General features: G+C 64.9%; 22 protein-coding genes. 8 read left to right on the top strand and 14 right to left on the bottom strand.

Annotated features, from left to right (window positions below; all coding sequences use genetic code 11):
- Nucleotides 1–4: 4 nt before the first annotated feature.
- Nucleotides 5–1,804, bottom strand: a complete 1,800-nt coding sequence (locus DFR48_RS08085; protein ID WP_114362643.1) for a pseudouridine synthase — start codon at nucleotides 1,802–1,804, stop codon at nucleotides 5–7.
- A 68-nt stretch (nucleotides 1,805–1,872) separates the two neighbouring features.
- Between DFR48_RS08085 and DFR48_RS08080 the strand changes: the two genes are divergently transcribed.
- The gene (locus DFR48_RS08080) at nucleotides 1,873–2,331 is read left to right on the top strand and encodes a nucleoside deaminase (protein WP_114362642.1); all 459 of its coding nucleotides are present in this window, start codon (nucleotides 1,873–1,875) and stop codon (nucleotides 2,329–2,331) included.
- Between the two features lie 10 nt (nucleotides 2,332–2,341).
- Here the strand turns inward: DFR48_RS08080 and DFR48_RS08075 are convergent, their stop codons facing one another.
- From DFR48_RS08075 to DFR48_RS08040, 8 genes are all read right to left on the bottom strand, one after another.
- Complete coding sequence (locus DFR48_RS08075) at nucleotides 2,342–3,097, bottom strand: GGDEF domain-containing protein (RefSeq protein ID WP_170141824.1); 756 nt, start codon at nucleotides 3,095–3,097, stop codon at nucleotides 2,342–2,344.
- A gap of 114 nt (nucleotides 3,098–3,211) precedes the next feature.
- A complete protein-coding gene (locus DFR48_RS08070; protein ID WP_114362640.1) occupies nucleotides 3,212–3,694 on the bottom strand; it encodes a GNAT family N-acetyltransferase in 483 nt (160 codons plus the stop codon).
- Nucleotides 3,695–3,772: 78 nt separating this feature from the next.
- Nucleotides 3,773–4,402 (bottom strand): hypothetical protein, encoded by a 630-nt coding sequence (locus DFR48_RS08065; protein ID WP_114362639.1) that lies wholly within the window; start codon nucleotides 4,400–4,402, stop codon nucleotides 3,773–3,775.
- A 141-nt stretch (nucleotides 4,403–4,543) separates the two neighbouring features.
- The gene (gene ileS / locus DFR48_RS08060) at nucleotides 4,544–7,558 is read right to left on the bottom strand and encodes an isoleucine--tRNA ligase (RefSeq protein ID WP_114362715.1); all 3,015 of its coding nucleotides are present in this window, start codon (nucleotides 7,556–7,558) and stop codon (nucleotides 4,544–4,546) included.
- 233 nt (nucleotides 7,559–7,791) lie between these two features.
- The gene (locus tag DFR48_RS08055) at nucleotides 7,792–8,235 is read right to left on the bottom strand and encodes a YeeE/YedE family protein (RefSeq protein ID WP_114362638.1); all 444 of its coding nucleotides are present in this window, start codon (nucleotides 8,233–8,235) and stop codon (nucleotides 7,792–7,794) included.
- A gap of 11 nt (nucleotides 8,236–8,246) precedes the next feature.
- Complete coding sequence (locus DFR48_RS08050; protein ID WP_114362637.1) at nucleotides 8,247–8,663, bottom strand: YeeE/YedE family protein; 417 nt, start codon at nucleotides 8,661–8,663, stop codon at nucleotides 8,247–8,249.
- A 143-nt stretch (nucleotides 8,664–8,806) separates the two neighbouring features.
- Nucleotides 8,807–9,787, bottom strand: a complete 981-nt coding sequence (locus DFR48_RS08045; protein WP_114362636.1) for a bifunctional riboflavin kinase/FAD synthetase — start codon at nucleotides 9,785–9,787, stop codon at nucleotides 8,807–8,809.
- A gap of 27 nt (nucleotides 9,788–9,814) precedes the next feature.
- The gene (locus tag DFR48_RS08040) at nucleotides 9,815–10,666 is read right to left on the bottom strand and encodes a TIGR01459 family HAD-type hydrolase (RefSeq protein WP_114362635.1); all 852 of its coding nucleotides are present in this window, start codon (nucleotides 10,664–10,666) and stop codon (nucleotides 9,815–9,817) included.
- A 257-nt stretch (nucleotides 10,667–10,923) separates the two neighbouring features.
- Between DFR48_RS08040 and DFR48_RS08035 the strand changes: the two genes are divergently transcribed.
- The 5 genes from DFR48_RS08035 (at nucleotide 10,924) to DFR48_RS08015 (ending at nucleotide 15,394) form a co-directional block, all read left to right on the top strand.
- Nucleotides 10,924–11,265 (top strand): hypothetical protein, encoded by a 342-nt coding sequence (locus DFR48_RS08035; RefSeq protein ID WP_114362634.1) that lies wholly within the window; start codon nucleotides 10,924–10,926, stop codon nucleotides 11,263–11,265.
- Between the two features lie 225 nt (nucleotides 11,266–11,490).
- Nucleotides 11,491–11,787 (top strand): co-chaperone GroES, encoded by a 297-nt coding sequence (gene groES, locus DFR48_RS08030; protein WP_114362633.1) that lies wholly within the window; start codon nucleotides 11,491–11,493, stop codon nucleotides 11,785–11,787.
- Between the two features lie 66 nt (nucleotides 11,788–11,853).
- Entirely contained in the window at nucleotides 11,854–13,494 is a 1,641-nt protein-coding gene (gene groL / locus DFR48_RS08025) for a chaperonin GroEL (protein ID WP_114362632.1), read from the top strand.
- 853 nt (nucleotides 13,495–14,347) lie between these two features.
- Nucleotides 14,348–14,791: a hypothetical protein gene (locus DFR48_RS08020; RefSeq protein WP_210205975.1), complete on the top strand. Its 444-nt coding sequence runs from the start codon at nucleotides 14,348–14,350 to the stop codon at nucleotides 14,789–14,791.
- A 159-nt stretch (nucleotides 14,792–14,950) separates the two neighbouring features.
- A complete protein-coding gene (locus DFR48_RS08015) occupies nucleotides 14,951–15,394 on the top strand; it encodes a DoxX family protein (protein WP_114362714.1) in 444 nt (147 codons plus the stop codon).
- 64 nt (nucleotides 15,395–15,458) lie between these two features.
- Here DFR48_RS08015 and DFR48_RS08010 read toward each other — a convergent pair whose 3' ends face one another.
- The 4 genes from DFR48_RS08010 to hisS all read right to left on the bottom strand — a co-directional run bounded on the left by DFR48_RS08010 (nucleotide 15,459) and on the right by hisS (nucleotide 19,607).
- Nucleotides 15,459–16,061: a class I SAM-dependent DNA methyltransferase gene (locus DFR48_RS08010; RefSeq protein ID WP_114362713.1), complete on the bottom strand. Its 603-nt coding sequence runs from the start codon at nucleotides 16,059–16,061 to the stop codon at nucleotides 15,459–15,461.
- Between the two features lie 7 nt (nucleotides 16,062–16,068).
- Entirely contained in the window at nucleotides 16,069–16,764 is a 696-nt protein-coding gene (hisG, locus tag DFR48_RS08005) for an ATP phosphoribosyltransferase (RefSeq protein WP_114362630.1), read from the bottom strand.
- Nucleotides 16,761–17,882, bottom strand: coding sequence for an ATP phosphoribosyltransferase regulatory subunit (locus DFR48_RS08000; RefSeq protein WP_114362629.1), 1,122 nt, complete (start codon nucleotides 17,880–17,882; stop codon nucleotides 16,761–16,763). Before DFR48_RS08000 ends, hisG begins: the two co-directional genes overlap by 4 nt.
- A gap of 198 nt (nucleotides 17,883–18,080) precedes the next feature.
- Nucleotides 18,081–19,607 (bottom strand): histidine--tRNA ligase, encoded by a 1,527-nt coding sequence (hisS, locus tag DFR48_RS07995; protein ID WP_114362628.1) that lies wholly within the window; start codon nucleotides 19,605–19,607, stop codon nucleotides 18,081–18,083.
- 194 nt (nucleotides 19,608–19,801) lie between these two features.
- On the opposite strand from hisS, the gene DFR48_RS07990 reads away from it, so the two are divergent.
- Both DFR48_RS07990 and DFR48_RS07985 read left to right on the top strand, forming a co-directional pair.
- Nucleotides 19,802–20,245 (top strand): GyrI-like domain-containing protein, encoded by a 444-nt coding sequence (locus DFR48_RS07990; protein WP_114362627.1) that lies wholly within the window; start codon nucleotides 19,802–19,804, stop codon nucleotides 20,243–20,245.
- Complete coding sequence (locus DFR48_RS07985; protein WP_114362626.1) at nucleotides 20,245–21,000, top strand: hypothetical protein; 756 nt, start codon at nucleotides 20,245–20,247, stop codon at nucleotides 20,998–21,000. Before DFR48_RS07990 ends, DFR48_RS07985 begins: the two co-directional genes overlap by 1 nt.
- Nucleotides 21,001–21,021: 21 nt before the next feature.
- On the opposite strand, the gene DFR48_RS07980 is transcribed toward DFR48_RS07985, so the two are convergent.
- Entirely contained in the window at nucleotides 21,022–21,927 is a 906-nt protein-coding gene (locus DFR48_RS07980; protein WP_114362625.1) for a LysR family transcriptional regulator, read from the bottom strand.
- Nucleotides 21,928–22,022 lie beyond the last annotated feature (95 nt).

Genomic DNA, 22,022 nt, shown 5'->3' with positions numbered 1-22,022 from the left:
CCGGTTACCTCCTGCCCTTCGAAGGACCCCGGCCACCGCCGGAAGGCTTGCCCCCGAAAGGCTTGCCGCCACCCGGACGGCCACCCCGCGGTTTGTCGGCTCCCCCGGCAGGCTTGCCGCCGCCGGTCTTCCCGCCGAAACTCTTGCCACCGAAGCTCTTGCCGCCCTTGCGCTCGGGCTTGCCGGAGAACGGCCGGTCGCCGGCGGGCTTTTCGCCGCTGCGCGGGCGATCGCCGTAGGGTCTGTCGCCACGAGGCCGATCGCTGCGGTCACGCGCCTCCTGCGGACGCTCGCGACGGGGCCTATCCTCGAAAGACCTGCCTTCGAAGGAACGCCCTTCGCGGGGACGATCGCCGCGATCCGGCCGGCCACCGGCACTCCGTCTGCCGCCGAAACCCTCGTCCTCGTCCTTGCGGCGGGGCGGCGCCTCGGCGCGGATCCACTCGCCTTCCTCGTCGCGGGTCTTGCTGATCGTCACGCGCGAGCGGGCGTCGGGCTGGCCGAAAGCGGGCTTTCCGCCCCGCGGAGCTTCCTCGAAGCGCGGGCGGCCGCCTGGCTTGCCGGCGCCGGAAGCCGCCTTGCGGGCGGCTGCCTTTTCGCCGAGCGGACGCGCACCCGGCGCCATCCAGACATTGGCGGTTCGGCTCTGTCCCATCGGCTTGCGCTTCGGGCGGTCGGCAAAGTCGCCGTCCTCCCTCTTATGATCGCCACGCCCGGCCTTGGGCGCCGGGCCGGAGCGGCGGGTGTCGAGCCTGTCGAGAGCACGTTCGCGGCGATCCTCGGGCTTTTCGCGCTTGCCGCGCTGGGGTTTTTCGGATGGCTTCTCGGCCGCCTCGCCCTCGTCTTCGTCACGTTCGCGGGAATAGATCGGCGCGTCGAAGTTGGCCTTGGCATCCTCGATGAGGCGCGGCCCGAGCTGGTCGCGCAGCATCCGGCCGCGGACCTCCTGGACCTGGCCTTCGGGCAGGTCACCGAGCTGGAAGGGGCCATAGGAGATGCGGATCAGGCGGTTCACCTCGAGGCCGAGCGCGCCGAGCACGTTCTTGATCTCGCGGTTCTTTCCTTCGCGCAGGCCCATGGTCAGCCAGACGTTGTGGCCCTGCTTGCGATCGAGGGTGGCATCGATCGCACCGTAGAGCACGCCTTCGACGGCGATCCCTTCCTTCAGCTTGTCGAGACGGTCCTGGTCGATGTCGCCATGGGCACGGACGCGGTAGCGGCGCAACCAGCCGGTGGTCGGCAATTCGAGCACGCGGGCGAGGCCGCCGTCATTGGTCAGAAGCAGCAGGCCTTCGGTGTTGATGTCGAGGCGGCCGATGGACATGACGCGCGGCAGGTCGTCCGGCAGGTTCTCGAACACCGTCGGGCGGCCTTCCGGATCGGAATTGGTGGTCACCAGCCCCGCCGGCTTGTGATAGAGCCAGAGACGGGTGCGCTCAATGCCGCGGATCGGCTCGCCATCCACCTCGATCTTGTCGGCGAGCGTGGCATTGACGACCGGCGTGTCGAGCACCTTGCCGTTGAGGCTGACGCGACCCTCCATGATCATGCGCTCGACGTCGCGGCGCGAGGCGACGCCCGCGCGGGCGAGAAGCTTGGAGATGCGCTCCGGAACGACGGCCTCGGTGGCGGCCGCCACGACAGGCGCCGGCTTGCCGGGTTTGGCTGCGGCCTTCGGTGCCGCCTTGGCGGCGGATTTCGGCGCGCCCTTCTCGGCGGAACGGGTGAATTTGCGGGGCGACGGCTTTGCGCCGCGTTCGGACGATTTGGCGCCGGGACGCTTAGGCTTGTCTTTGGATGTCATTTGTTGTTTGCCTGTGGTTTGGCCGTGTCCTATCAGGTCGCGGGGCCTTGGTTAAGAGGAAATGTCACATGCGGCCGGCGAATCGTTTCATGGAGCTTGCGCTGGCGGAAGCCGAAGCGGCCGGGAAACGCGGTGAAGTGCCCATCGGTGCCGTGGTCGTGCTCGACGGCGAGGTGATCGCGAGCGCCGGGAACCGCACCCGCGAGCTGCATGACGTGACGGCGCACGCCGAAATCGCCGCGATCCGGCTCGCCGCGGAGCGAGTCGGCGACGAACGGCTCTCCGGCGCCGATCTCTACGTGACCCTGGAGCCCTGCACGATGTGCGCGGCCGCGATCTCCTTCGCCCGCATCCGGCGGCTCTACTACGGCGCCGAGGACCCGAAGGGCGGCGGCGTCGACAACGGCGTGCGCTTCTACGCCCAGCCGACCTGCCACCACGCGCCGGAGGTCTATTCCGGTATCGGCGAGAGCCGTGCGGCCGATATTCTCAAGACCTTTTTCCGCGAGCGGCGCGAGGAGCTCTGAGCGGCACCTCTCAGGCGACGACCGTTCCTGCCTCCTCGCCATCCATGACGATGCGGTTACGGCCCGCCCTCTTCGCCCGGTAGAGGTCCTCGTCGGCCTGCCGGAAAAGTGCCGTCGGATCGAACACACCTTTTGCACAACGTCCGCCGATGCTGACGGACAACGGCACGCGCATGCCCTCGGCGACGAGCTCGCTGCCGGCCACCGCGCGGCGAAGAGCCTCGGCGATCGCAAGCGCCTTCACGCGATCCGCCCCTTCCAGGAACAATACGAACTCCTCGCCGCCGATCCGGCCCCAGAAGTCCCGCGGCCCGACTGTGGCGGCGATCGTGCGGCCGATCATGCGCAATGCGTCGTCACCGACGAGATGGCCGAAGGTATCGTTGATCTTCTTGAAGTGATCGGCGTCTGCGATCAACAGCGCGGACGGCTGCGGCCCGAATGCCGCCGAGTCGAGGGCGGCGAAGAAGGTTTCACGGTTCAATCCGCCGGTCAGGGAATCGATCCGCGACCGCTGCTTCAGGTCCGCATGCAACACGGAGAGTTCCGCATGCATGTCCTCCAGTTCGACGTGCATGCGCGCGATCTCGTCACGCTGGCGCTCGATCGTCTCTTTCTGATGGAACTGCCAGGCGCTCGCCGGTGCGGCGATGACGAGCGGGCACAGGACGCTCATCCAGAAGCCGGGTCCGTCGGGATGGCCGCCGAGCAGCGGCACGAGCAACAGCACGATCGAAACCGAGGCCGCGACGGACAATGCCGTCACGATCGCCGCCTTCGTCGCCGTTTTCCTGCTGATTCCGAACATGGGCCGGACACTATGATCGGTCCGGTTAACGGGCTGTGACGCCGGGGAGGCAAAATCCCGGATAGGAGCCTGTCAACCGGCCGCGAAATCCCTGAGCCGGTCGCCGGAGAGGCGGTAGCGAATCCACTCCGACTGCGGTTCGGCGCCGACAGCCTCGTAGACGCGGATCGCCGGGGTGTTCCAGTCGAGCACGCTCCATTCGAAGCGTCCGCAACCCTCGTCGACGGCAGTCTTCGCGAGGTAGCGCAGCAAGAGCTTGCCGGCACCCGAACCGCGGTAGTCGGGGGAGACGTAGAGGTCCTCGAGATAGAGGCCCTTGCGCGCCTGCCAGGTGGAATAGCTGTAGAACCAGATCGCGTGACCCACCGGAACGCCGTCAGCCTCAAGAATCGCGGCGCCCGTCACCGCCCCGGGCCCGAAGAGCGTCCGGGTCAGGCTTTCTTCCGTCGCTTCGACCTCGTGCTCGGCCTTCTCGTAGATGGCAAGCTCGGTGATGAAACGCAGGATCGCGCCGACATCGTCCGGCGTCGCATTGCGGATGGTGAAGCTGGTCATGGATATCCCAGGGGCCAAACAGACGTGCAGGCCGTTTCCGGCCTGCGACATGTTACGAGACTAAGGGGGAATGCACGCTTATTGGAAGGGCATCCACCAGGAAGAGGTCTGGCGGGCGGCCTTGGCCTCCTTCTTGCGGCGCTTTTCCTTCTTGAGTTCCGGCTCGCCGAGGTCGTCGAGGTTTCCCGCAGACGCGACCTGACGGTACTGCGTCGGCGGATCGGAGAGGAAACGGCGCTGGTCGAGATAGGCGCCCTTCTGCAGCTGGCGCGCCTCGCGGAAGGCGGCCCACTTCTGGCTTTCGGTCATCGTGCCGGCCGTGCCGTAGCCGGCGAGCAGCGGCGAGCGGTAACGCGGATTGTCCTTGTTGGCATCGGCCTCGGCGACCAGGCGTTGACGCGCATCTTCCGGCGATTCCAGCCATTCGGGATTTTCCTTGCTGGCCAGCGACTGCTGCGGCTCGGCAAGCGTGTTCCTGGCGGTCTCCGGCGGCATGACCAGCGCAGGACGCGGATTGTACTTGGTACCGGCGTTCTTGTTCTGGCTCGCCCCGATCGACACCGCCGACCCGACGTCATCGACGAGCTGTTCCATCGCCGTCTTGTCGGTGCCGTATGTCGGGCTGCCGACGCAACCCGTCAGGCTCAAGCAAACCGCAATGATGCCCGTCACCCCGGCACCCACTCTGAACACATCAGCCGCTTTCATAAACGCCCTTCCAGCCTCGCCGGCACAGTCTATCCGGCCGACAACACCCATTCAACCTTCGCCTGAACGAGGATTTCGGCCAATTTCAGGCAGGTTTTACCGGATGACAGGCAAAAGCGCAAATCACCCGGTAACTTTTGCTTAACGAAGCGCCGCGAGCTCCCGTAGCGCCGCGGCGTCGCGGGCCGAAACCTCCGGATAGTCCGGATCAGACCCGACATCCTTTGTGATGCGCCAGGAACGGGCGCACTTGCGGCCCTCGGCGAGCTTCGGTTCGACCGAAACCTTGCCGACCTCCGGCAAGCGGAAGGCGTCCGCCGGTCCTTCGTCGGCAACGACCGTGATGTCGGAGGTGATGCAGATTTCGGCAAAGTCCTGCCCCTCGAGCGCCTGGAAGAGCGCCGGATCGCCGACATGGACGACCGGGGCGGCTTCGAGCGACGAGCCGATGCGCTTGTCCTTGCGCTCGATTTCAAGCGCGCCGGTGACGACGGTGCGAACCTGCCTGATTTTGCCCCACTTCTCATCGAGCGCCGGGTTCAGCCATTCGGCCGGAATTTCCGAGAACTGTTCGAGATGCACGGAATCGGCCGAGGGATTGCGCGACAGCCAGGCTTCCTCGGTGGTGAAGGGCAGCATCGGCGCCATCCACGTGACGAGGCAGTCGAAGAGCTTGCGGATGACCGCGAGCGACGCACGGCGGCGCAGCGAGGACGGCGCGTCGCAATAGAGCGCATCCTTGCGGACGTCGAAGTAGAAGGCCGAAAGCTCGATGTTGGAGAAGTCGATCAGCGAACGGGTGATCTTCTTGAAGTCGAAGGCGTCGTAGCCCTCGCGCACGACCTTGTCGAGTTCGGCGAGGCGATGCAGCATCAGCTTTTCCAGCTCCGGCATGTCGGCATAGGCAATCTCCTCGCCCTTGTCGTGGGCGAGCGTGCCGAGCATCCAGCGGAGGGTGTTCCTGAGCTTGCGATAGGCGTCGATGTTGGTCTGGATGATCGACTTGCCGAGACGCTGGTCTTCCCAGTAGTCGGTGGTCATGACCCAGAGGCGCAGGATATCGGCGCCCGATTCCTTCATCACGTCCTGCGGGAAGACCTGGTTGCCGAGCGACTTCGACATCTTGCGGCCGTCTTCCGCCATGGTGAAGCCATGGGTGATGACGGCGTTGTAGGGCGCACGGCCGCGCGTGCCGCAGCTTTCGAGCAGGGACGAGTGGAACCAGCCGCGGTGCTGGTCGGAGCCTTCGAGGTAGACGTCGGCCGGCCATTTCAGATCCGGGCGGTCCTCCAGCGTGAAGGCGTGGGTGCAACCCGAGTCGAACCAGACGTCGAGGATGTCCATGACCTGGTTCCAGATGTCCGGATTGTGGGCGTCGCCGAGGAAGCGCTCCTTGGCGCCCGGCGCAAACCAGGCATCGGCGCCTTCCTTTTCGAAGGCCTCGAGGATGCGGGCGTTGACCTCGTCATCGACCAGCACGTTTCCGTCCTTGTCGGCGAAGACGCAGATCGGCACGCCCCAGGCGCGCTGGCGCGACAGCACCCAGTCGGGACGCTGTTCGATCATGCCGCGCAGGCGGTTCTGGCCCATGGCCGGCACGAAGCGGGTCTCGTCGATGGCTTTGAGCGCACGCGAACGCAGCGTCGAACCGTCACCGAGGTCCCTGTCCATGTAGACGAACCACTGCGGCGTGTTGCGGAAGATGACCGGCTTCTTGGAACGCCAGGAATGCGGATAGTCGTGCTTGATACGGCCGCGGGCAAAGAGATGGTTCGCCGCGATCAGCGCCTCGATGACGCGCTTGTTGGCGTCGCCCTTCTTGCCGTTGTCGTCCATGACGCGGGCCGCGCCACCTTCTGCGGACGGACCGAAGCCCGGCGCCTCGTCGGTGTAATAGCCGTCGTCGCCGACCGTGAACGGGATCTTCGTCGAGATGCCGCGGGCTTCCAGTGCGCGCACGTTGTCCATCCAGGCGTCGAAGTCCTCGCGGCCATGGGACGGTGCGGTGTGCACGAAGCCGGTACCGGCATCGTCGGTGACGTGGTCGCCGTCGAGGAGCGGAACCGGGAAGGTGTAGCCGAGGGCTTCGAGCGGATGCGCGCAGATGATCGTGGCGAGTTCATCCGAGAATACTTTTCGGATTGGTCTCAGTTCGATTTTCGCCTTGCTTGCGCAATCTCGGTGAAGAGTCTCGGCCAAAACCAGCTTTTCTCCTGGCTGTGGACCATAATCGTTGACTGCAGAAACAACCTCATAAAGTCCGTATTCAATGCGACTTGAAAATGAGATTGCCCTGTTCCCGGGGATTGTCCACGGAGTCGTCGTCCAGATTACAATCGATGCGCCATCAATCTTCGCAGCCGCTTCCGCGGTCGCTCGTTCGGAGGCGGCCAATTCAGAATTCATCTGCACGAAGTCAAAGTACTGGCTTATGCAAGCCTTCTCCCGTTCCCGGTCGACATGCTGCACCGGGAACTTGACCCAGATCGTGTCGCTCTCGACCTCGTGATACTCGACTTCCGCTTCCGCAAGCGCCGTACGCTCGACGACCGACCACATGACCGGCTTCGAGCCGCGGTAAAGCTGGCCGGATGTGGCGAATTTCAGAAGCTCGCCGGCGATGCGGGCTTCGGCGTGGAAGTTCATCGTGGTGTAGGGATTGTCGAAGTCACCCTCGATGCCGAGCCGCTTGAACTCACCGGACTGCACGCCGATCCACTTTTCGGCATAGGCACGGCATTCCTTGCGAAATTCGATCATCGCCGAGGGCTGCTTGAGATCCGGCTTTTCCTTGCCCTTGGCGCGATAGTTCTCTTCCTCGATCTTCCATTCGATCGGCAGGCCGTGGCAGTCCCAGCCCGGAACGTAGTTGGCGTCGTAGCCGCGCATCTGGAAGGAGCGGGTGATGACGTCCTTCAGGATCTTGTTGAGCGCGTGGCCGATGTGGATGTTGCCGTTGGCATAGGGCGGGCCGTCGTGGAGGACGAACTTCTCGCGGCCGGCGGCGGAGGCGCGGAGCCGTTTGTAGAGGCCCATTTCCTGCCAGCGTGCCACCATCTCCGGCTCCTTCTGCGGCAGGCCTGCGCGCATCGGGAATTCGGTCTGGGGGAGGTAGAGGGTCGAGGAATAGTCTTGCTTTTCTGCGGTATCGGTCATGATCTTGCCATCGAGAGATGCGCCGGCGAAGGGCGGCGCCAAGTTCCTGGAAAAGGCGGAAACGAAAAAGGCGCTTTTGCAAGCGCCGAAAACCCGGACCCTCCGGCAGCTTTCAAAGCGCGCGGAAGGCCGGGCCAATAATTCGAAGGGACATGGTCAGCCGTACCCTGGTCATGGGGCGCTGTTTAAGCGTTTTTGCCGAGAAAAGGAAGAGGCCCGCCGCGGCAAATGCTTCACACCGGCCGTTCGGCGAGCGTGAAGACCTTCATGTCGAGGAGACGGCGCGCAATCAGCATGCCGGCGACCATCGCGGCAAGGAAGATGTAGGCTTCCCGATGGCCGAGGCCGAGCGCCGGAATGGAGCCGCCGGGGCAGAAGCCGGCGATCCCCCAGCCGATACCGAAGAGGACGGAGCCTCCGACCAGCCGCCCGTCGATGCGGCCGCGGACCGGGATATGGAAGCGCGCGTCGAAGACCGGCTTCTTGCGCCGGCGCTGCAGGAGCGCATAGCCGGGAGCGGTGACGAGGAGAGCCCCCGCCATGACGAAGGCGAGGCTCGGATCCCAGGTGCCGGCGATGTCGAAGAAATTCATGACCTTGGACGGGTCGGCCATGCCGGACAGCACGATGCCGAGGCCGAAGACGGCGCCGATGAGGAGTGCGGCGAGATATTTCATGGCGGCGACCCTCAGAACACGTGGCGAAGCAGGAAGACGGTGACGAAGGCGGCGGCCATGAAGCTCGCCGTCGCGGCGATCGAGCGCGGCGACAGCCTGGCCAGCCCGCAGACGCCGTGCCCGGAGGTGCAGCCGGAGCCGAAGGTGACGCCGAGACCGGTTACCACACCGCCGACGACGAGGGCTGCAAGCGAGAGCGGCGCCGAGAAGCTCACCGTGTGACCGGACGCCTGGAGGAGCGCCGGTGCGCCGATCGCACCGGCAAGGAAGGCGGCCCTCCAGCCCCAGTCGGCGGCAAGCGGCGGGAAGACGCCGATGACGATCGCCGACATGCCGGCGATCCGCCCCCAGAACGCCATCAGCAGCACGGCGGCAAGCCCGATCAGCAGGCCGCCGGCAAAGGAGAGAAAGGGGGTGAATTCGGTCATACAATCGATCCTGGGAGGCTGGCGGCGAGAATGGCCGGACTCTATCGGTCGCGGTCGCCGTGATATAGAAATTTCCTTATATTTCCGTCGCCCACACGGAAACGCTTTTGCGGCTCCCGGGCAAAATGCAGAAAACAACAGGCTCAGAAGGCGATCTTGCGGTCGAGCGCGCTGATCGGCTGGACGCCGGCAAGCAGTGCCCTCGCCTCCTCCTCGTCGCGGCGGATCTGCGCGACCAGCGGTTCGAGGCCCGCGAACTTCAGTTCGTCGCGCAAGCGCCCGAAGAAGGAGACGGCGCAGACTTCGCCATAGAGATCGGCGGAGAAATCGAAGACGAAGGTTTCGAGCAACGGCGCGCCGTCCTCGGTGACGGTCGGACGGAAGCCGAAGCTCGCCACGCCGTCGTGCAGCGAGCCGTCGGCGCGGCGCAGACGGACGGCATAGATGCCGGGCTTCAGCTCGGTTTCCGGCGGGAGCGCCATGTTGGCGGTCGGATAGCCGAGCGTGCGGCCGAGCTTCTGGCCACCGATCACCTCGGCCTCGACGGTGTAGCGATAGCCGAGAAGCGCCGCCGCCTCGGTAACATCACCCTCGCCGAGACGCGCGCGGATGCGGCTCGAAGAGACGACCTCGGCACTCTCGTCGCGAAAGGCATCGATCAGGGTGACGCCGAAACCGTTCGTTCGCCCCGCCTCCATCAGGAAGGCCGGGCCGCCTTCCCTGCCTTTGCCGAAGTGGAAATCGAAGCCGGTCACGACCTCGCTCGCGCCGAGCCAGCCGATCAGGACCGCGTGCACGAAATCGTCGGCGGATCGCTGGGAAAACTCGCGGTCGAAGGGATATTCGATGACCGAGTGGAAGCCCATGGCTTCGAGGATACGGGCGCGCAGCGGCGCGGGCGTCAGCCGGAAGACCGGTTTCTCCGGGTTGAACACGGTGCGCGGATGCGGTTCGAAGGTGAGCACCAGCGCCGGCACGTGGCGGCTCTTCGCCAGGTCGAGCGCGCGGCTCAGGACGCTCTGGTGGCCGCGATGCACGCCGTCGAAATTGCCGATGGCGATGACGCCGCCCTTCAGCTTTTCCGGCAGGGGCTTCTTTTTCTCGTTGCGGTGAAAGACGGTCATGCGTTGTCCCTGCGAACTACCCTCGCGTCAGGCGAGCCTCTGCATCCACCACTTCGGCGCCACCCGCTCGCGGGCGAGATAGGCCTTCAGAATCGCCTCGTCGGTGCGGCCGTTGACGGTGTATTCGCCGGCATGGATACCGCCGCTCACATAGAGGAGATCGAGCCCGGCATCGAGTGCGCCGCGCACGTCGGTCGGCAGGCCGTCGCCGATCGCCAGCACGCGCGAGACCGGGAAGTCGGCACCGCGCTGCTCGCGGGCGGCGGCAAGGGCGGCCTCGTAGATCGGCCGGTGCGGCTTGCCGGCGATCCGCGTCGTGCCGCCGAGCTGTTCGTAATAGGCGGCGACCGCGCCGGCGCACGGGATCATCCGCGCCCCGCGCTCGACGATCAGGTCCGGATTGGCGCAGATGAGCGGGACCCCACGGGCGGAGAAGGCGGTGAGCATGTCGTGATAGTCTTCCGGCACCTCCGTCTCATCGTCGAAGAAGCCGGTGCAGACGATCGCTTCCGCGGCGTCCTGTGCGACCGCCTGGACATGCAGGCCGTCGAGGAGCGAGAGATCGCGGTCCGGTCCGAGAAAGAAGACCTTCGATGGTCCCTCGGCGATCAGCTTGCGGGTCACGTCGCCGGACGTCACGATCCGGTCATAGGCGGTGTCGGCGACGCCGATGGTCTTCAACTGGCTGATGACGCCGGGCGACGGACGCGGGGAATTGGTGATCAGCACGACGGACAAGCCCTTGCCGCGGGCTTCTGTCAGCGCATCCGAGGCCGAGGAAAAGGCGTCGACGCCGTTGTGCAGCACGCCCCAGACGTCGCAGAGGATCACGTCGTAACGGTCGCAGACGTCGTTCAAGCTGGAAATGTGTTCGGGCATTCCTCGGTCCTGTCATGGAAAACGGTCCCGGCTGACATCGCAAAGGAGAGCCTGCAAGGCAAGGGGATTTGCAGCCGTTTGCGGAAATATGCCCGAGGGGACCGCTGTTCAAGCCGGCTCGGGCGACTTGAGTTCCCCCGTTACGACGGCAACGACGGGTACACCCCGGAAAAATCTCGCGACCCTATTGACCTCAACATTGGTTGAGGTCCGATTCTCCCACCGTTGTCAGCAAAACAATATTCAGGATTCCGAAAATGAACGTCATGACCCTCACCAAGAGCCGCACCTCCATCTTCCGCGTCGACCGTATGACGTGCCCTGCGGATCATCGCCTCGCACTCGAGGATCGCCTGGCCATCATCCACGGCTATTTCGACACGTTGCCCGGCTGCCTCTACAACAAGGTCGCCATTGCCGATGGCGGCGAGGCCGTGCACATCGTCACCGTCGTCGAGTGGGAAAGCCAGAAGGCGCTCAACGATGCCAAGGCGAAGGTTGCCGACTTCTACGGCGCGATCGGCTTCGATCCGAAGGCTTTCATGGCCGAGCGCGGCATCGTCGCCGAGTTCGGCACCTATGCCGGCCTCGCAATCTGAGGCCGACATCGCGAAGCCGGGCTCACCCGCCCGGCTTACCCGCACCTATTAACTGGTTCCGAAAGTACTTTCTCAGGCCAAGCCGCATTTTTCGACGCGGTTCTTGACTCCCCTCCGCGCGCTCCCTAAATCGATCGCGCTAGCACTCATCAAAGGCGAGTGCTAATCATTTCGATGCGGGACGGCTCTCGTCCCGTAGATGTCATTTGATCGAGGGATTAGACAATGGCAAACACCAAATTCCGTCCACTTCATGATCGCGTCGTCGTTCGCCGCGTGGAATCCGAAGAAAAGACCAAGGGCGGGATCATCATTCCCGACACCGCCAAGGAAAAGCCCGCTGAAGGCGAAGTTGTCGCCGTCGGTCCCGGCGCCCGCGACGAACACGGCAAGGTCGTTGCGCTCGACGTCAAGGTCGGCGACCGCGTCCTGTTCGGCAAGTGGTCCGGCACCGAAGTCAAGCTCGATGGCGTCGACCTCCTCATCATGAAGGAAGCCGACATCATGGGCGTCATCGGCTGATCCAGCCGGTCACCTCTTCCCAAAATTACCAATTCACCAGTGGGCTGACGCCCGGGAGTTTTGAAAATGGCAGCTAAAGAAATCAAATTCGGTCGTACTGCGCGCGAAAAGATGCTGCGCGGCGTCGACATCCTCGCCGATGCAGTGAAGGTCACCCTCGGTCCGAAGGGCCGCAACGTCATCATCGACAAGTCCTTCGGCGCTCCGCGCATCACCAAGGACGGCGTTTCGGTTGCCAAGGAAATCGAACTGGAAGACAAGTTCGAGAACATGGGCGCCCAGATGGTCCGCGAAGTTGCTTCGAAGACCAACGACATCGCCGGTGACGGCACCACCACGGCAACCGTTCTCGCCCAGGCCATCGTTCGCGAAGGTGCCAAGGCCGTTGCCGCCGGCATGAACCCGATGGACCTGAAGCGCGGCATCGATCTCGCCGTCGCCGAAGTCGTCAAGGATCTCCAGGCCAAGGCCAAGAAGATCAACACGTCCGAAGAAGTCGCCCAGGTCGGCACCATTTCCGCCAACGGCGAGCGCCAGATTGGTCTCGACATCGCCGAAGCGATGCAGAAGGTCGGCAATGAAGGCGTGATCACGGTCGAAGAAGCCAAGACCGCCGAAACCGAACTCGAAGTCGTCGAAGGCATGCAGTTCGACCGCGGCTACCTGTCGCCGTACTTCGTCACCAACCCGGAAAAGATGATCGCCGACCTCGAAGACGCTTACATTCTCCTGCACGAGAAGAAGCTCTCGAACCTCCAGGCCATGCTGCCGGTTCTCGAAGCCGTCGTTCAGACCGGCAAGCCGCTCGTCATCATCGCTGAAGACGTCGAAGGCGAAGCTCTCGCCACCCTCGTCGTCAACAAGCTGCGTGGCGGCCTGAAGATCGCCGCCGTCAAGGCTCCGGGCTTCGGCGATCGCCGCAAGGCCATGCTGGAAGACATCGCGATCCTCACCGGCGGTACGGTCATCTCCGAAGACCTCGGCATCAAGCTCGAGAACGTCACCCTCGACATGCTCGGCCGCGCCAAGAAGGTTTCGATCTCCAAGGAAAACACCACGATCGTCGACGGCGCCGGCGCAAAGTCCGACATTGAAGGCCGCGTCGGCCAGATCAAGGCCCAGATCGAGGAAACCACCTCCGACTACGACCGCGAGAAGCTGCAGGAACGCCTTGCCAAGCTCGCTGGCGGTGTTGCCGTGATCCGCGTCGGCGGCTCGACGGAAGTCGAAGTGAAGGAAAAGAAGGACCGCATCGACGACGCGCTCAACGCGACGCGCGCTGCCGTTCAGGAAGGCATTGTGCCCGGCGGTGGCGTGGCTCTGCTGCGTTCGTCGGCGAAGATCACGGTCAAGGGTGTCAACCAGGACCAGGAAGCCGGCATCAACATCGTTCGTCGCGCTCTGCAGGCTCCGGCCCGCCAGATCGCCGAGAATGCTGGTGACGAAGCCTCCATCGTGGTCGGCAAGATCCTTGAAAAGGACAACGACAACTACGGCTACAACGCCCAGACCGGCGAATATGGCGACATGATCTCCATGGGCATCGTCGACCCGGTCAAGGTCGTTCGCACCGCCCTGCAGGACGCAGCCTCGGTTGCCGGCCTGCTGGTCACCACCGAAGCCATGATCGCCGAGCTGCCGAAGAAGGACGCTCCGGCCGGCATGCCGGGCGGCATGGGCGGCATGGGCGGCATGGACATGATGTGATCGGCCTAGCCGATCGCGATCATCGTCCATAAGAGCCGCCCATCACCAAAAGTGCTTCAGGCCGTCAAGCGGCCTGAAGAGGCGGTATGGACATGATGTGATCCATCCCCTCACCGGGATTTGACGAAAGGGCGGCCTTCGGGTCGCCCTTTTGTGTTTGCCACCCATGCCTCCTTGCTGCTTCAGGCCGTCAAGCGGCCTGAAGAGACGGCATCGACATGATGCGATCGGCATAGCCGATTACGATCAGCGAACATGACCTAAGCCGATCCGCATTGACGGATAACGAAAGGGCGGGCCGCAAGGTCCGCCCCATTTTCGTTGCACGAATCACCGACACAGGGGGCCTCACTGTTCCCTCGCCCGATCAACGGGGCTGCGGCACTACGCTCCGCCTCGACCGATTTCGCGCGAAGAAGTGCGCAACCGCCCGAGATAACTTTCGCCGCCTTCGATGTTTCCCGCAAAAAAGTCGCAAAAGAACTTCCTCGTGTCGAAAATTTCAATTGCAGGCATTCTGCAAACTTTATATCGCTTCCTGAGAACTGTCCCATGACGGGACAGTTTTGCCGCATCCCTACTTCGATTTTACTATTCCGCCCCGGACAGACGGTCTGGAGACTTTGCACTACCCGGAGTAGGTACGCGGCTCCCGCTTCGACATTGCCTGTCATTAAGAAAGAGATAATATACACCACGGATTCGCCGGAAGCGTTAGTTCCGGACGTCTTCGTTCTGGTGCCATGGAAGGGCGCGGCGACCTGCCGGTCCCGACCGACGCGTAGCTTAAACCACACTGACCGAAACGGAACCCGGACGGCCCTGGCCATCGGCTTCGACTTTGGGGAATGCCTTGTTTAAGATTGCCAGAACTACCCTCGCCGCGCATCCCATGCAGCACCTGCCGACGGACGACGACGATGCCGACGGCTTATCGCGGTTCACCGTTTCGGAATCCTGGACCGGCGATCTCGCCAACGGAATCATCCGTCTCGGAGAATGTGCGACCCTCCTGCACGGTCTCGACGGCCCTGAATGCGGCCTTCTCAACATGACCCGCTGCTACGATCCTCATGACCGGGCGCTCGTGCTTGATCTCTTCGAGCAGGCGGCGACCGCCTCCTCGACCTTCTGCTATTCCACCACGATCGTCTCCGGGCGGGAGTATCGGCAGCCGGTCTTCTGTATTGCCGAGACGACGGGGCTCGATGGCGGGGCAGCCGGCAGCATCTGCGGCGTCTTCATGTTCCCGCGGTTTAGGCTGAGGCCGGCGCTCGAGGCCAGCATCTACGCCTGAGGACGGGAAACACCGGCCGGCCCCGACGGCTGTCGTTTCCTATTCTTGAACGAATAGTCAAGAATTGTGCATCTATCCGCAACAGTGGTCGCGTGGGAAAAGGTTTGCGAAATCGTCATTGACCGCCTGCATGCAGGCACACGCAAACAGGAGCCTTTCATGTCGAACGCCAACAACCTGGCCATCCTTCTCGGCCGCGTCCTCTTGTCCTTCATCTTCATCTATTCCGGCTTCGGCAAGCTTGCTGACCCGAGCGCCACCGCCGGCATGATCGCCGGCGCCGGCCTGCCCGCCGCCAGCGCACTCGCCTACCTCGCCGGTTTCTTCGAATTCGTCGCCGGCCTTGCCGTCCTCGTCGGCTACCAGACCCGGATTGCCGGCTGGCTGCTCGCCGCCTTCTGCGTTTTCACCGGCGTCGTCTTCCACGGCTCGGCGATCAACGTTCCGGACTTCCCGGACGCCGCCAACGGCTGGCTGACCGTGCTGAACCAGATCATGATGATGAAGAACATCACGCTCGCCGGCGCCTATATCGTGCTCGCCACCTTCGGCCCGGGCGCCTATTCGCTCGACGCCCGCCGCGGCGCCTACGCGATCGCCTGACATTTCAGGCACCCCTGCCCTGAATGAAAGAGCCCGCCGGAGCAATCCGGCGGGTTCTTTGCATTCAGAGGCCCTGTCGCGCCAGCCAGATCGTCGCGCCACCGCAGTCCGGATCTTCCGCCATGTGACCGATGACGGCGAACCCGTTCGCGCCGAGAAGCCGGCGGTATTCCTCGGGCGCGAGGCTGGCATGGTAGAGCGGTTCGCCCTCGAAGGTGCCGACGGATATGCCCTCGCGCGGACCGGAGGTGAACATCAGCATCGCGCCTTCGTCCGCATGTTGGGCAAAGATCGGAAACATGTCGCGCTGCTCGTCAGGCGTCAGATGAAAGAAGCTGTGCCAGGCGAGAAGTGCATCGAACACCCGCCCGAGCCCCAGACGGCGCATATCGGCGACGTGCCATTCTCCCACAGGAAAGCGCGCCCGGCAGAGACCGATCAGCGTCGGCGAACTGTCGACACCCGTGACGAGGAGGCCGCGAGAGACAAGATCGGCCGCCATCGGCTCGCCGGAACCGCAGCCAATGTCGAGCACCGAAGCACCGGCCGCCAATTCTCCGGCGAAACGGTCGAGCCAGCGCTTTTCAAACAGATGTTTCGAGCGGAGCGCATCGAAGGCGCGGGCGTGGCGCTCATAGAGACTGATCACCCGCTCCGCGTCGCTCATCGCCACTTCACAGGACCGCGCGGACGGCGGCGACGATCTCGGCGATCCGGGCATCCCCTTCGTGCACGGGCTTTCTCGCCCTGACGAGGCAGGCCTCGGATTTGAGGATCACGCCGTCCGAGAGAATCTTCAGGTGGTTGGCCCTGAGCGTCGAACCCGTCGAAGTGATGTCGACGATGATATCCGCCTGGCCGGCCGCGGGAGCCCCCTCCGTCGCGCCGAGGCTTTCAACGATCCGGTAGAGCTGGATGCCGTGCTGGCTTGAGAAGAACTGCTGCGTCAGCCGCCAGTATTTCGTCGCGATCGTGAGCCGCCGGCCGTGGCGGGTGCGGAAATCGGCAGCGACGTCGCCGAGATCGGCCATGCTGTCGACATCGAGCCAGATCTCGGGCACGGCGACCACGACATCGGCATGACCGAAGCCGAGGCGGGCGCAGATCTCGACGCGCCGGTCAGCCTCCGCCAGACCCTCGCGGATCAGGTCCTCGCCGGTGATGCCGAAATCGACGGTGCCGTTGCCGATCTCGCGGGAAATCTCCGAGGCCGAGAGGAAGGCGACCTCGACGTCGTCCCAGCCTTCGACACGGCCGCGATAGGAACGATCGTTGCCGACGGCGACGATCTTCATGCCGGCCTTTTCGAAGATCGCCGAGGCGTCATCCTTCATCCGGCCCTTGGAGGGGAGTGCGATCGTGATGGTCATCTGGAGGCCCTCGCCGCCTCGATCCGGTCAAGCCACAACGAGAAGCCGACAGCCGGAATGGGTTCCTTCGCGCCGAGAAGGGTCAGCAGCCGATCGAAGCGACCGCCGCCGGCAAGAACGGCCGGCGAACCCTCGGCGGAAATCTCGAAGACGAGGCCGGTGTAATAATCGAGCGGACGCCCGAAGGCCGCGCGATAGGTGATCGTCGTCAGGTCCAGTCCGGCCTCGGCCAGCGCCGCCACCCGCTCGTCGAAGCGCGACAGCGCCGGCCCGAGCGACAGCCCCGCCGCATCGGCGAAACCGGCGAGCGCGCCGGAGGCTTCCGAAAGCGGCAATTCGAGCGACAGGAACTCGCGCAGGAGCAGCAGTGCCGCGCCGTCGAGCCTCGTCTCGGCGAGCGCCAGCTTCTCCTTCAGCCGCGCGGCGATCTCGACCGGCGAGCGGCTGGCATTGGTGGAGTAGCCGGTCGCCTGCATGGTGGCGTCGATGTGGGCGATCAGCGCGGCCTCGTCGCCGGCAGCAAGGAGGTTCGCGACGACCGGATCGAGACCCTGCACATGGTTGGGGCTCGCAAGCTTGCGCAGGAGCTGTTCGATCTGCTCGCTGTTGCCGAAGGCGTGGATCAGCCGCTTCTGCCAGCCGGCTGGCAAGCCGAGCGCCTCGACGACCGCCTCGAACACCGCCTGGTCTCCGAGCACGACCGAAAGGCGCCGCTGCGGCAGGAGGCGGGCGAGCACGCCCCAGGCATCGCCGATCGCGCGGGCGTCGGCGCGGGCGATCGCGGTGTCGCCGAGGTCCTCGATGCCGGCCTGGTAGAATTCGTTGCCGCCCTCGCGACGCTGGCGGAAGACCTCGCCGAGATAGGCGTAGCGCTTCGGCGTGCCGGTCGCCGTCTCGATATGGCGGAGACAGACGGGAATGGTGAATTCCGGCCGCAGGCAGAGGCTCGTCCCCCGCTCGTTCTCGGTCAGGAAGATACGCCGGCGCAGATCCTCGCCGGCCATGTCGAGGAAGGGCTCGGCCGGCTGGATGACCGGTGTGTCGACCCGCACCGTGCCGCGACCGGCGAACTCGTCAAGGATGTCGGCGGCGAAGTCCGGCATGTTGATCAGGGGCATGGGACGGCTCCTGCAGTAGAGGAAAAAGACCCCCTCTGGGCTACCGCCCATCTCCCCCACAAGGGGGGAGAGGACTCGGGGAAGATGCCTGCTCCCCCAGCCTGGCTCAGCGGGGAGGTTATCCCCGAGGCCAACTGCACGCGCTGACCTGCCCCCTCCCCCTTGTGGGGAGGGTTGGGGAGGGGATAGCCGCAGAGCTCAAGCATCGGCCTGCTTCGCCCGCCGGCGGTCCTCCGCCTGGGCGTCGAGGATTTCCCGAACCTTGGCGACGAGGTCGGCTTCCGGCACGACCTCCTGCGCCACGCGGGCCTCGCGCCATTCGGCATTGTCGGTGATCTCGCCGGAGAGGCGCTTGCCCTCGATGAGGTCCTTGATCTGCACGACGCCTTCGGCCCGCTCGTCGCCACCCTGGATGATGGCGATGGGCGCGCCGCGGCGGTCGGCGTATTTCAGCTGGTTGCCGAATTTCTTCCAGTTGCCCTGGTACATCTCGGCGCGGATGCCGGCATTGCGGAGATCCTGCGTGAACTGCTGATAGCGGCCCATGCTCTCGACGTCGCCGTCCATGACGGTGACGAGGACCGGAGCCACCACCTCGTCGGCGCCGAGCTTGCCGAGGTTCTTCAAGGCCGTCATCAGGCGCGACACGCCGATGGAGAAGCCGGTCGCCGGCACCGGCTGGCCCATGAAGCGCGAGACGAGCCCATCGTAACGCCCGCCGCCGCCGACCGAGCCGAAGACGACCTTCTCGCCCTTCTCGTTGGTGACGTCGAAGGTGAGCTCGGCTTCGTAGACAGGGCCGGTGTAGTATTCGAGGCCGCGGACGACGGAGGGGTCGATCTTGATGCGGTCGGGGCCGTAGCCGGCTCCCATGACAAGGCTGCGGATGAGGTTCAGTTCGTCGACGCCTTCGGCACCCTTTTCCGTCCCGGCAACGAGTTCGGCGAGATGAACCGCGCTCTCGGCGTAGTCGGTGATCGAGACGAAGAAGAGGACCTTTTCGATCTGGTCGGCATTGAGCCCCGCGCCCTTGGTGAAATCGCCAGACTCGTCCTTGCGACCTTCGCCGAGCAGCAGCGTGACACCTTCAGTGCCGAACTTGTCGAGCTTGTCGATCGCACGCAACACGGTCAGCCGGCGGGCGGCATTCTCGTCGCCGCCGACGCCGATCGCTTCCATCACGCCATCGAGAACCTTGCGGTTGTTCACCCGGATCACGTAGTCGCCGCGCTTGATGCCGAGGGCTTCCAGTGTGTCGGCCATCATCATGCACATCTCGGCATCCGCCTGCACGCCCGGCGCGCCGACGGTGTCGGCATCGAACTGCATGAACTGGCGGAAGCGGCCCGGACCCGGCTTCTCGTTGCGGAAGACGTAGCCGGCGCGATAGGTGCGGTAGGGAAGCTGGATTTCCTGGAAATTCTCCGCCACATGGCGGGCGAGCGGCGCCGTCAGGTCATAGCGCAAGCTCATCCACTGATCGTCGTCGTCCTGCAGCGAGAACACGCCCTCGTTCGGGCGGTCGGCATCGGGCAGGAACTTGCCGAGCGCATCGGTGTATTCGAAAAGCGGCGTCTCGACCGGATCGAAACCGTAGCGCTCGTACACCTCGCGGATCTTGCCCACCATCTCGTTGACGGCGCGGATGTCGGCGGCCTCGCGATCGACGAAGCCTCGCGGCAGGCGGGCCTTCAGCTTCTGCGGTTTCCTGGGCTTTTCATTCATGGCGGGCGTGTCCGGACATTGCGGGATTTGGGCTGCGGCCTGCTCTAACGGATTGGGGAAAAACCGGCAAGCGGAATGATCCGCGCACCCTCTCACGGCGCTTGACCGGCTTTAGGCGCGGCACTAGCTTCGCCCCGACTTGCACCTTGGCCTTGGCAGGCCATCGATCGCCCGCAACACCGCAGGAGGCCACCATGATCGAGCTTGTCGAATTGCCGGAACTGGTTGTCGTCGGTATCGCCGTCGAAGGACGCTTCGAGGACCTTTCGCGGGTGGTGCCGGATGCCTGGACCCGCCTGTTCGAGGCTGAAACCGGGGCGACGGCCTTCCTGGAGGTCTCGACCGGCAGCGAAGACGGCGTCTACCGCGAACTCGTCGGCTTCATGGCCGCCACGGCGACGGAAGTGCCCGAAGGCATGACCCGGCTCGTGGTGCCGGCGCAACGCTATCTCCGGCTCGTCCACACCGGGCCGCTCGCCGAAATCTACAAGGGTTTTTCCATGCTCTATGCCCATGCCGACCGCAGGGGCTTGAGGACCACCGAGTTCAAGCTCGACTTCGGCTATGCCCCCGGCCTTCCGGACACGCCGCACGAGCTGCATGTGGCACTGGCGCCGGCCGCGCTTTCGCTCGCCTGATGCTCGCCGAAGCACTGAACTTCGCTGCGACCTATGCCCTCTCCAGCAGGCGGCGCGGAGGAGAGATCAACTCCTCGGTGCGGCTCTGGGCGCGGGCGCGGCGCTGCGCGCGCGACTGGGCACCGCACGAGGAGAACAGCCGGACCTTCATCCTCGACGCGATGCAAGACCTGCGGCAACGCCGCACCGCGGTGGTGCTCGGTTCCGGCCTGCTGCGCGACGTGCCGATCGATGCGCTCGCCGCAAGCTTCGATACCATCGTCCTCGTCGATCTCGTGCATCTGGCGAGTGTCCGGCTCCGGTTGGCGCTCAAGGGCCGCCGCAACGTCCGTCTGATCGAGCGTGACCTCTCGGGATACAACCAGCTCGCCGCGGGCGAGGAACCGGAACCGCTCTCCTTCCTGCGGCAGGTGCCCTATCTCGATTTCGTCGTCTCGGCGAACCTCCTGTCGCAGATCGGCCTCGGCGTGAAGCGGCGGCTCGCCGCCGAGCCTTCCGGGACCATGCCCGAGGACGCCCTGCCGCGCCTCATCCGCGCCCATATCGACGGGTTCGCCGGGCTTCCCTGCCGGACCTGCCTCATCACGGACGTGAGCTTCTCGGTGATCGACCGCACGGGACATCTCCACGAAACCGCCGACCTCCTCCACGGCGTTTCCGCACCAGCGCCGAAGGCACACTGGCAATGGCCGGTCGCGCCGCTCGGCGAGGAAAGCCGGGACTATCGCATTGTCCACGAGGTGATCGCCGTCTGACGGAATGCCCGAGGGCTGGCGCTATTCCGAGACTGGGGACAGGGCGGCTTCGCGGGCGAGCCGTTCGAGCGCATCGGCCGCGCGGCTCGCGCGCCGCTCCTTGTGGCGAAGGACGGAGAAGGCGCGCGGCGGCAGCGCAAAATTCGCCGGCGCGAGTCGCACCGCATCGACAAAGCACCGTGCGGCAACGCCGGCGACGACGGTCGCACTGCCGCCGGCACGAACGGCCGAAAGCACCGCCTCGTTGGAGGGCAGTTCCAGCACCACCTTCAGGTCCGCCGGATCAACTCCGCGCGCGGCGATCGCCGCTTCGAAGGCCGCACGGGTGCCGGACCCCGCCTCGCGCATCACCCAGTCGGAGCCGTCCACGAGGTCCCGCGGCGCAAGCGGCCTGCCGTCCGCCCAGGGGTGATCGGGCGCCGTCACGACGAGGATCGCATCGTCGATGAGGCGCGAGACCGAGAGCGCCGGCGCGTCGACCACGCCCTCGATGAAGCCGATATCGGCCCTTCCCTCCACGACCGAGGCCGTGACGGAGGTCGTGTTGCCGAGGGTGAACTTGAGGTCCACGCCGGGATGGGCCCGATGGAAGCGCATCAGCACCGGCGGCAGCCAGTAGCTCGCGACCGTCTGGCTCGCCTCGACCACGAGCGTGCCGCGCATCAGGCCGCCGAGTTCGGCAAGCGTCTGTTCGGCGGAGCGCACGCGGCGCAGCACCGCGCGGGCCTCTTCGAGGAACTGCCGGCCCTCTTCGGTGAGTTCGATCCGCCGGCCGACCCGGTGGAACAGGGCCACACGATAGAAGGCTTCTAGGTTGCGGATCGCGGCGCTGACGGCCGACGGCGTCAGCCTCAGGGCTTCCGCGGCGCGGGTCAGATGCTCGCGTTCGGCGACCGCGACGAAGATGGAGAGCTGCTCGAAGGTCATGGCTTCTTTCGTTCTGATTTTCCGAACGAAACATAAGAGACTATTCGATGGAAGTCGACGATTGCGCGGAGCAAGTTGCGGCCAGTCATCCACTC

It is taken from the genome of Ciceribacter lividus (assembly GCF_003337715.1).
GTDB classification, from domain to species: Bacteria; Pseudomonadota; Alphaproteobacteria; order Rhizobiales; family Rhizobiaceae; genus Allorhizobium; species Allorhizobium lividum.
Note: the sequence above shows the minus strand (reverse complement) of the source record. Positions and strands in the feature narration are given on the sequence as shown.

What these genes read in the sequence shown, in the direction of transcription:
- DFR48_RS07990 (WP_114362627.1), top strand. Translation starts at nt 19,802, where the DNA reads ATGATCGAGCTTGTCGAATTGCCGGAACTGGTTGTCGTCGGTATCGCC.
- DFR48_RS07985 (WP_114362626.1), top strand. Translation starts at nt 20,245, where the DNA reads ATGCTCGCCGAAGCACTGAACTTCGCTGCGACCTATGCCCTCTCCAGC.
- ileS (WP_114362715.1), bottom strand. Translation starts at nt 7,558, where the DNA reads ATGACCGATACCGCAGAAAAGCAAGACTATTCCTCGACCCTCTACCTC.
- DFR48_RS07980 (WP_114362625.1), bottom strand. Translation starts at nt 21,927, where the DNA reads ATGACCTTCGAGCAGCTCTCCATCTTCGTCGCGGTCGCCGAACGCGAG.
- DFR48_RS08070 (WP_114362640.1), bottom strand. Translation starts at nt 3,694, where the DNA reads ATGACCAGCTTCACCATCCGCAATGCGACGCCGGACGATGTCGGCGCG.
- hisS (WP_114362628.1), bottom strand. Translation starts at nt 19,607, where the DNA reads ATGAATGAAAAGCCCAGGAAACCGCAGAAGCTGAAGGCCCGCCTGCCG.
- DFR48_RS08055 (WP_114362638.1), bottom strand. Translation starts at nt 8,235, where the DNA reads ATGAAATATCTCGCCGCACTCCTCATCGGCGCCGTCTTCGGCCTCGGC.
- groES (WP_114362633.1), top strand. Translation starts at nt 11,491, where the DNA reads ATGGCAAACACCAAATTCCGTCCACTTCATGATCGCGTCGTCGTTCGC.
- DFR48_RS08050 (WP_114362637.1), bottom strand. Translation starts at nt 8,663, where the DNA reads ATGACCGAATTCACCCCCTTTCTCTCCTTTGCCGGCGGCCTGCTGATC.
- DFR48_RS08000 (WP_114362629.1), bottom strand. Translation starts at nt 17,882, where the DNA reads ATGCCCCTGATCAACATGCCGGACTTCGCCGCCGACATCCTTGACGAG.
- DFR48_RS08015 (WP_114362714.1), top strand. Translation starts at nt 14,951, where the DNA reads ATGTCGAACGCCAACAACCTGGCCATCCTTCTCGGCCGCGTCCTCTTG.
- DFR48_RS08035 (WP_114362634.1), top strand. Translation starts at nt 10,924, where the DNA reads ATGAACGTCATGACCCTCACCAAGAGCCGCACCTCCATCTTCCGCGTC.
- DFR48_RS08085 (WP_114362643.1), bottom strand. Translation starts at nt 1,804, where the DNA reads ATGACATCCAAAGACAAGCCTAAGCGTCCCGGCGCCAAATCGTCCGAA.
- DFR48_RS08040 (WP_114362635.1), bottom strand. Translation starts at nt 10,666, where the DNA reads ATGCCCGAACACATTTCCAGCTTGAACGACGTCTGCGACCGTTACGAC.
- DFR48_RS08065 (WP_114362639.1), bottom strand. Translation starts at nt 4,402, where the DNA reads ATGAAAGCGGCTGATGTGTTCAGAGTGGGTGCCGGGGTGACGGGCATC.
- DFR48_RS08045 (WP_114362636.1), bottom strand. Translation starts at nt 9,787, where the DNA reads ATGACCGTCTTTCACCGCAACGAGAAAAAGAAGCCCCTGCCGGAAAAG.
- DFR48_RS08010 (WP_114362713.1), bottom strand. Translation starts at nt 16,061, where the DNA reads ATGAGCGACGCGGAGCGGGTGATCAGTCTCTATGAGCGCCACGCCCGC.
- DFR48_RS08080 (WP_114362642.1), top strand. Translation starts at nt 1,873, where the DNA reads ATGCGGCCGGCGAATCGTTTCATGGAGCTTGCGCTGGCGGAAGCCGAA.
- hisG (WP_114362630.1), bottom strand. Translation starts at nt 16,764, where the DNA reads ATGACCATCACGATCGCACTCCCCTCCAAGGGCCGGATGAAGGATGAC.
- groL (WP_114362632.1), top strand. Translation starts at nt 11,854, where the DNA reads ATGGCAGCTAAAGAAATCAAATTCGGTCGTACTGCGCGCGAAAAGATG.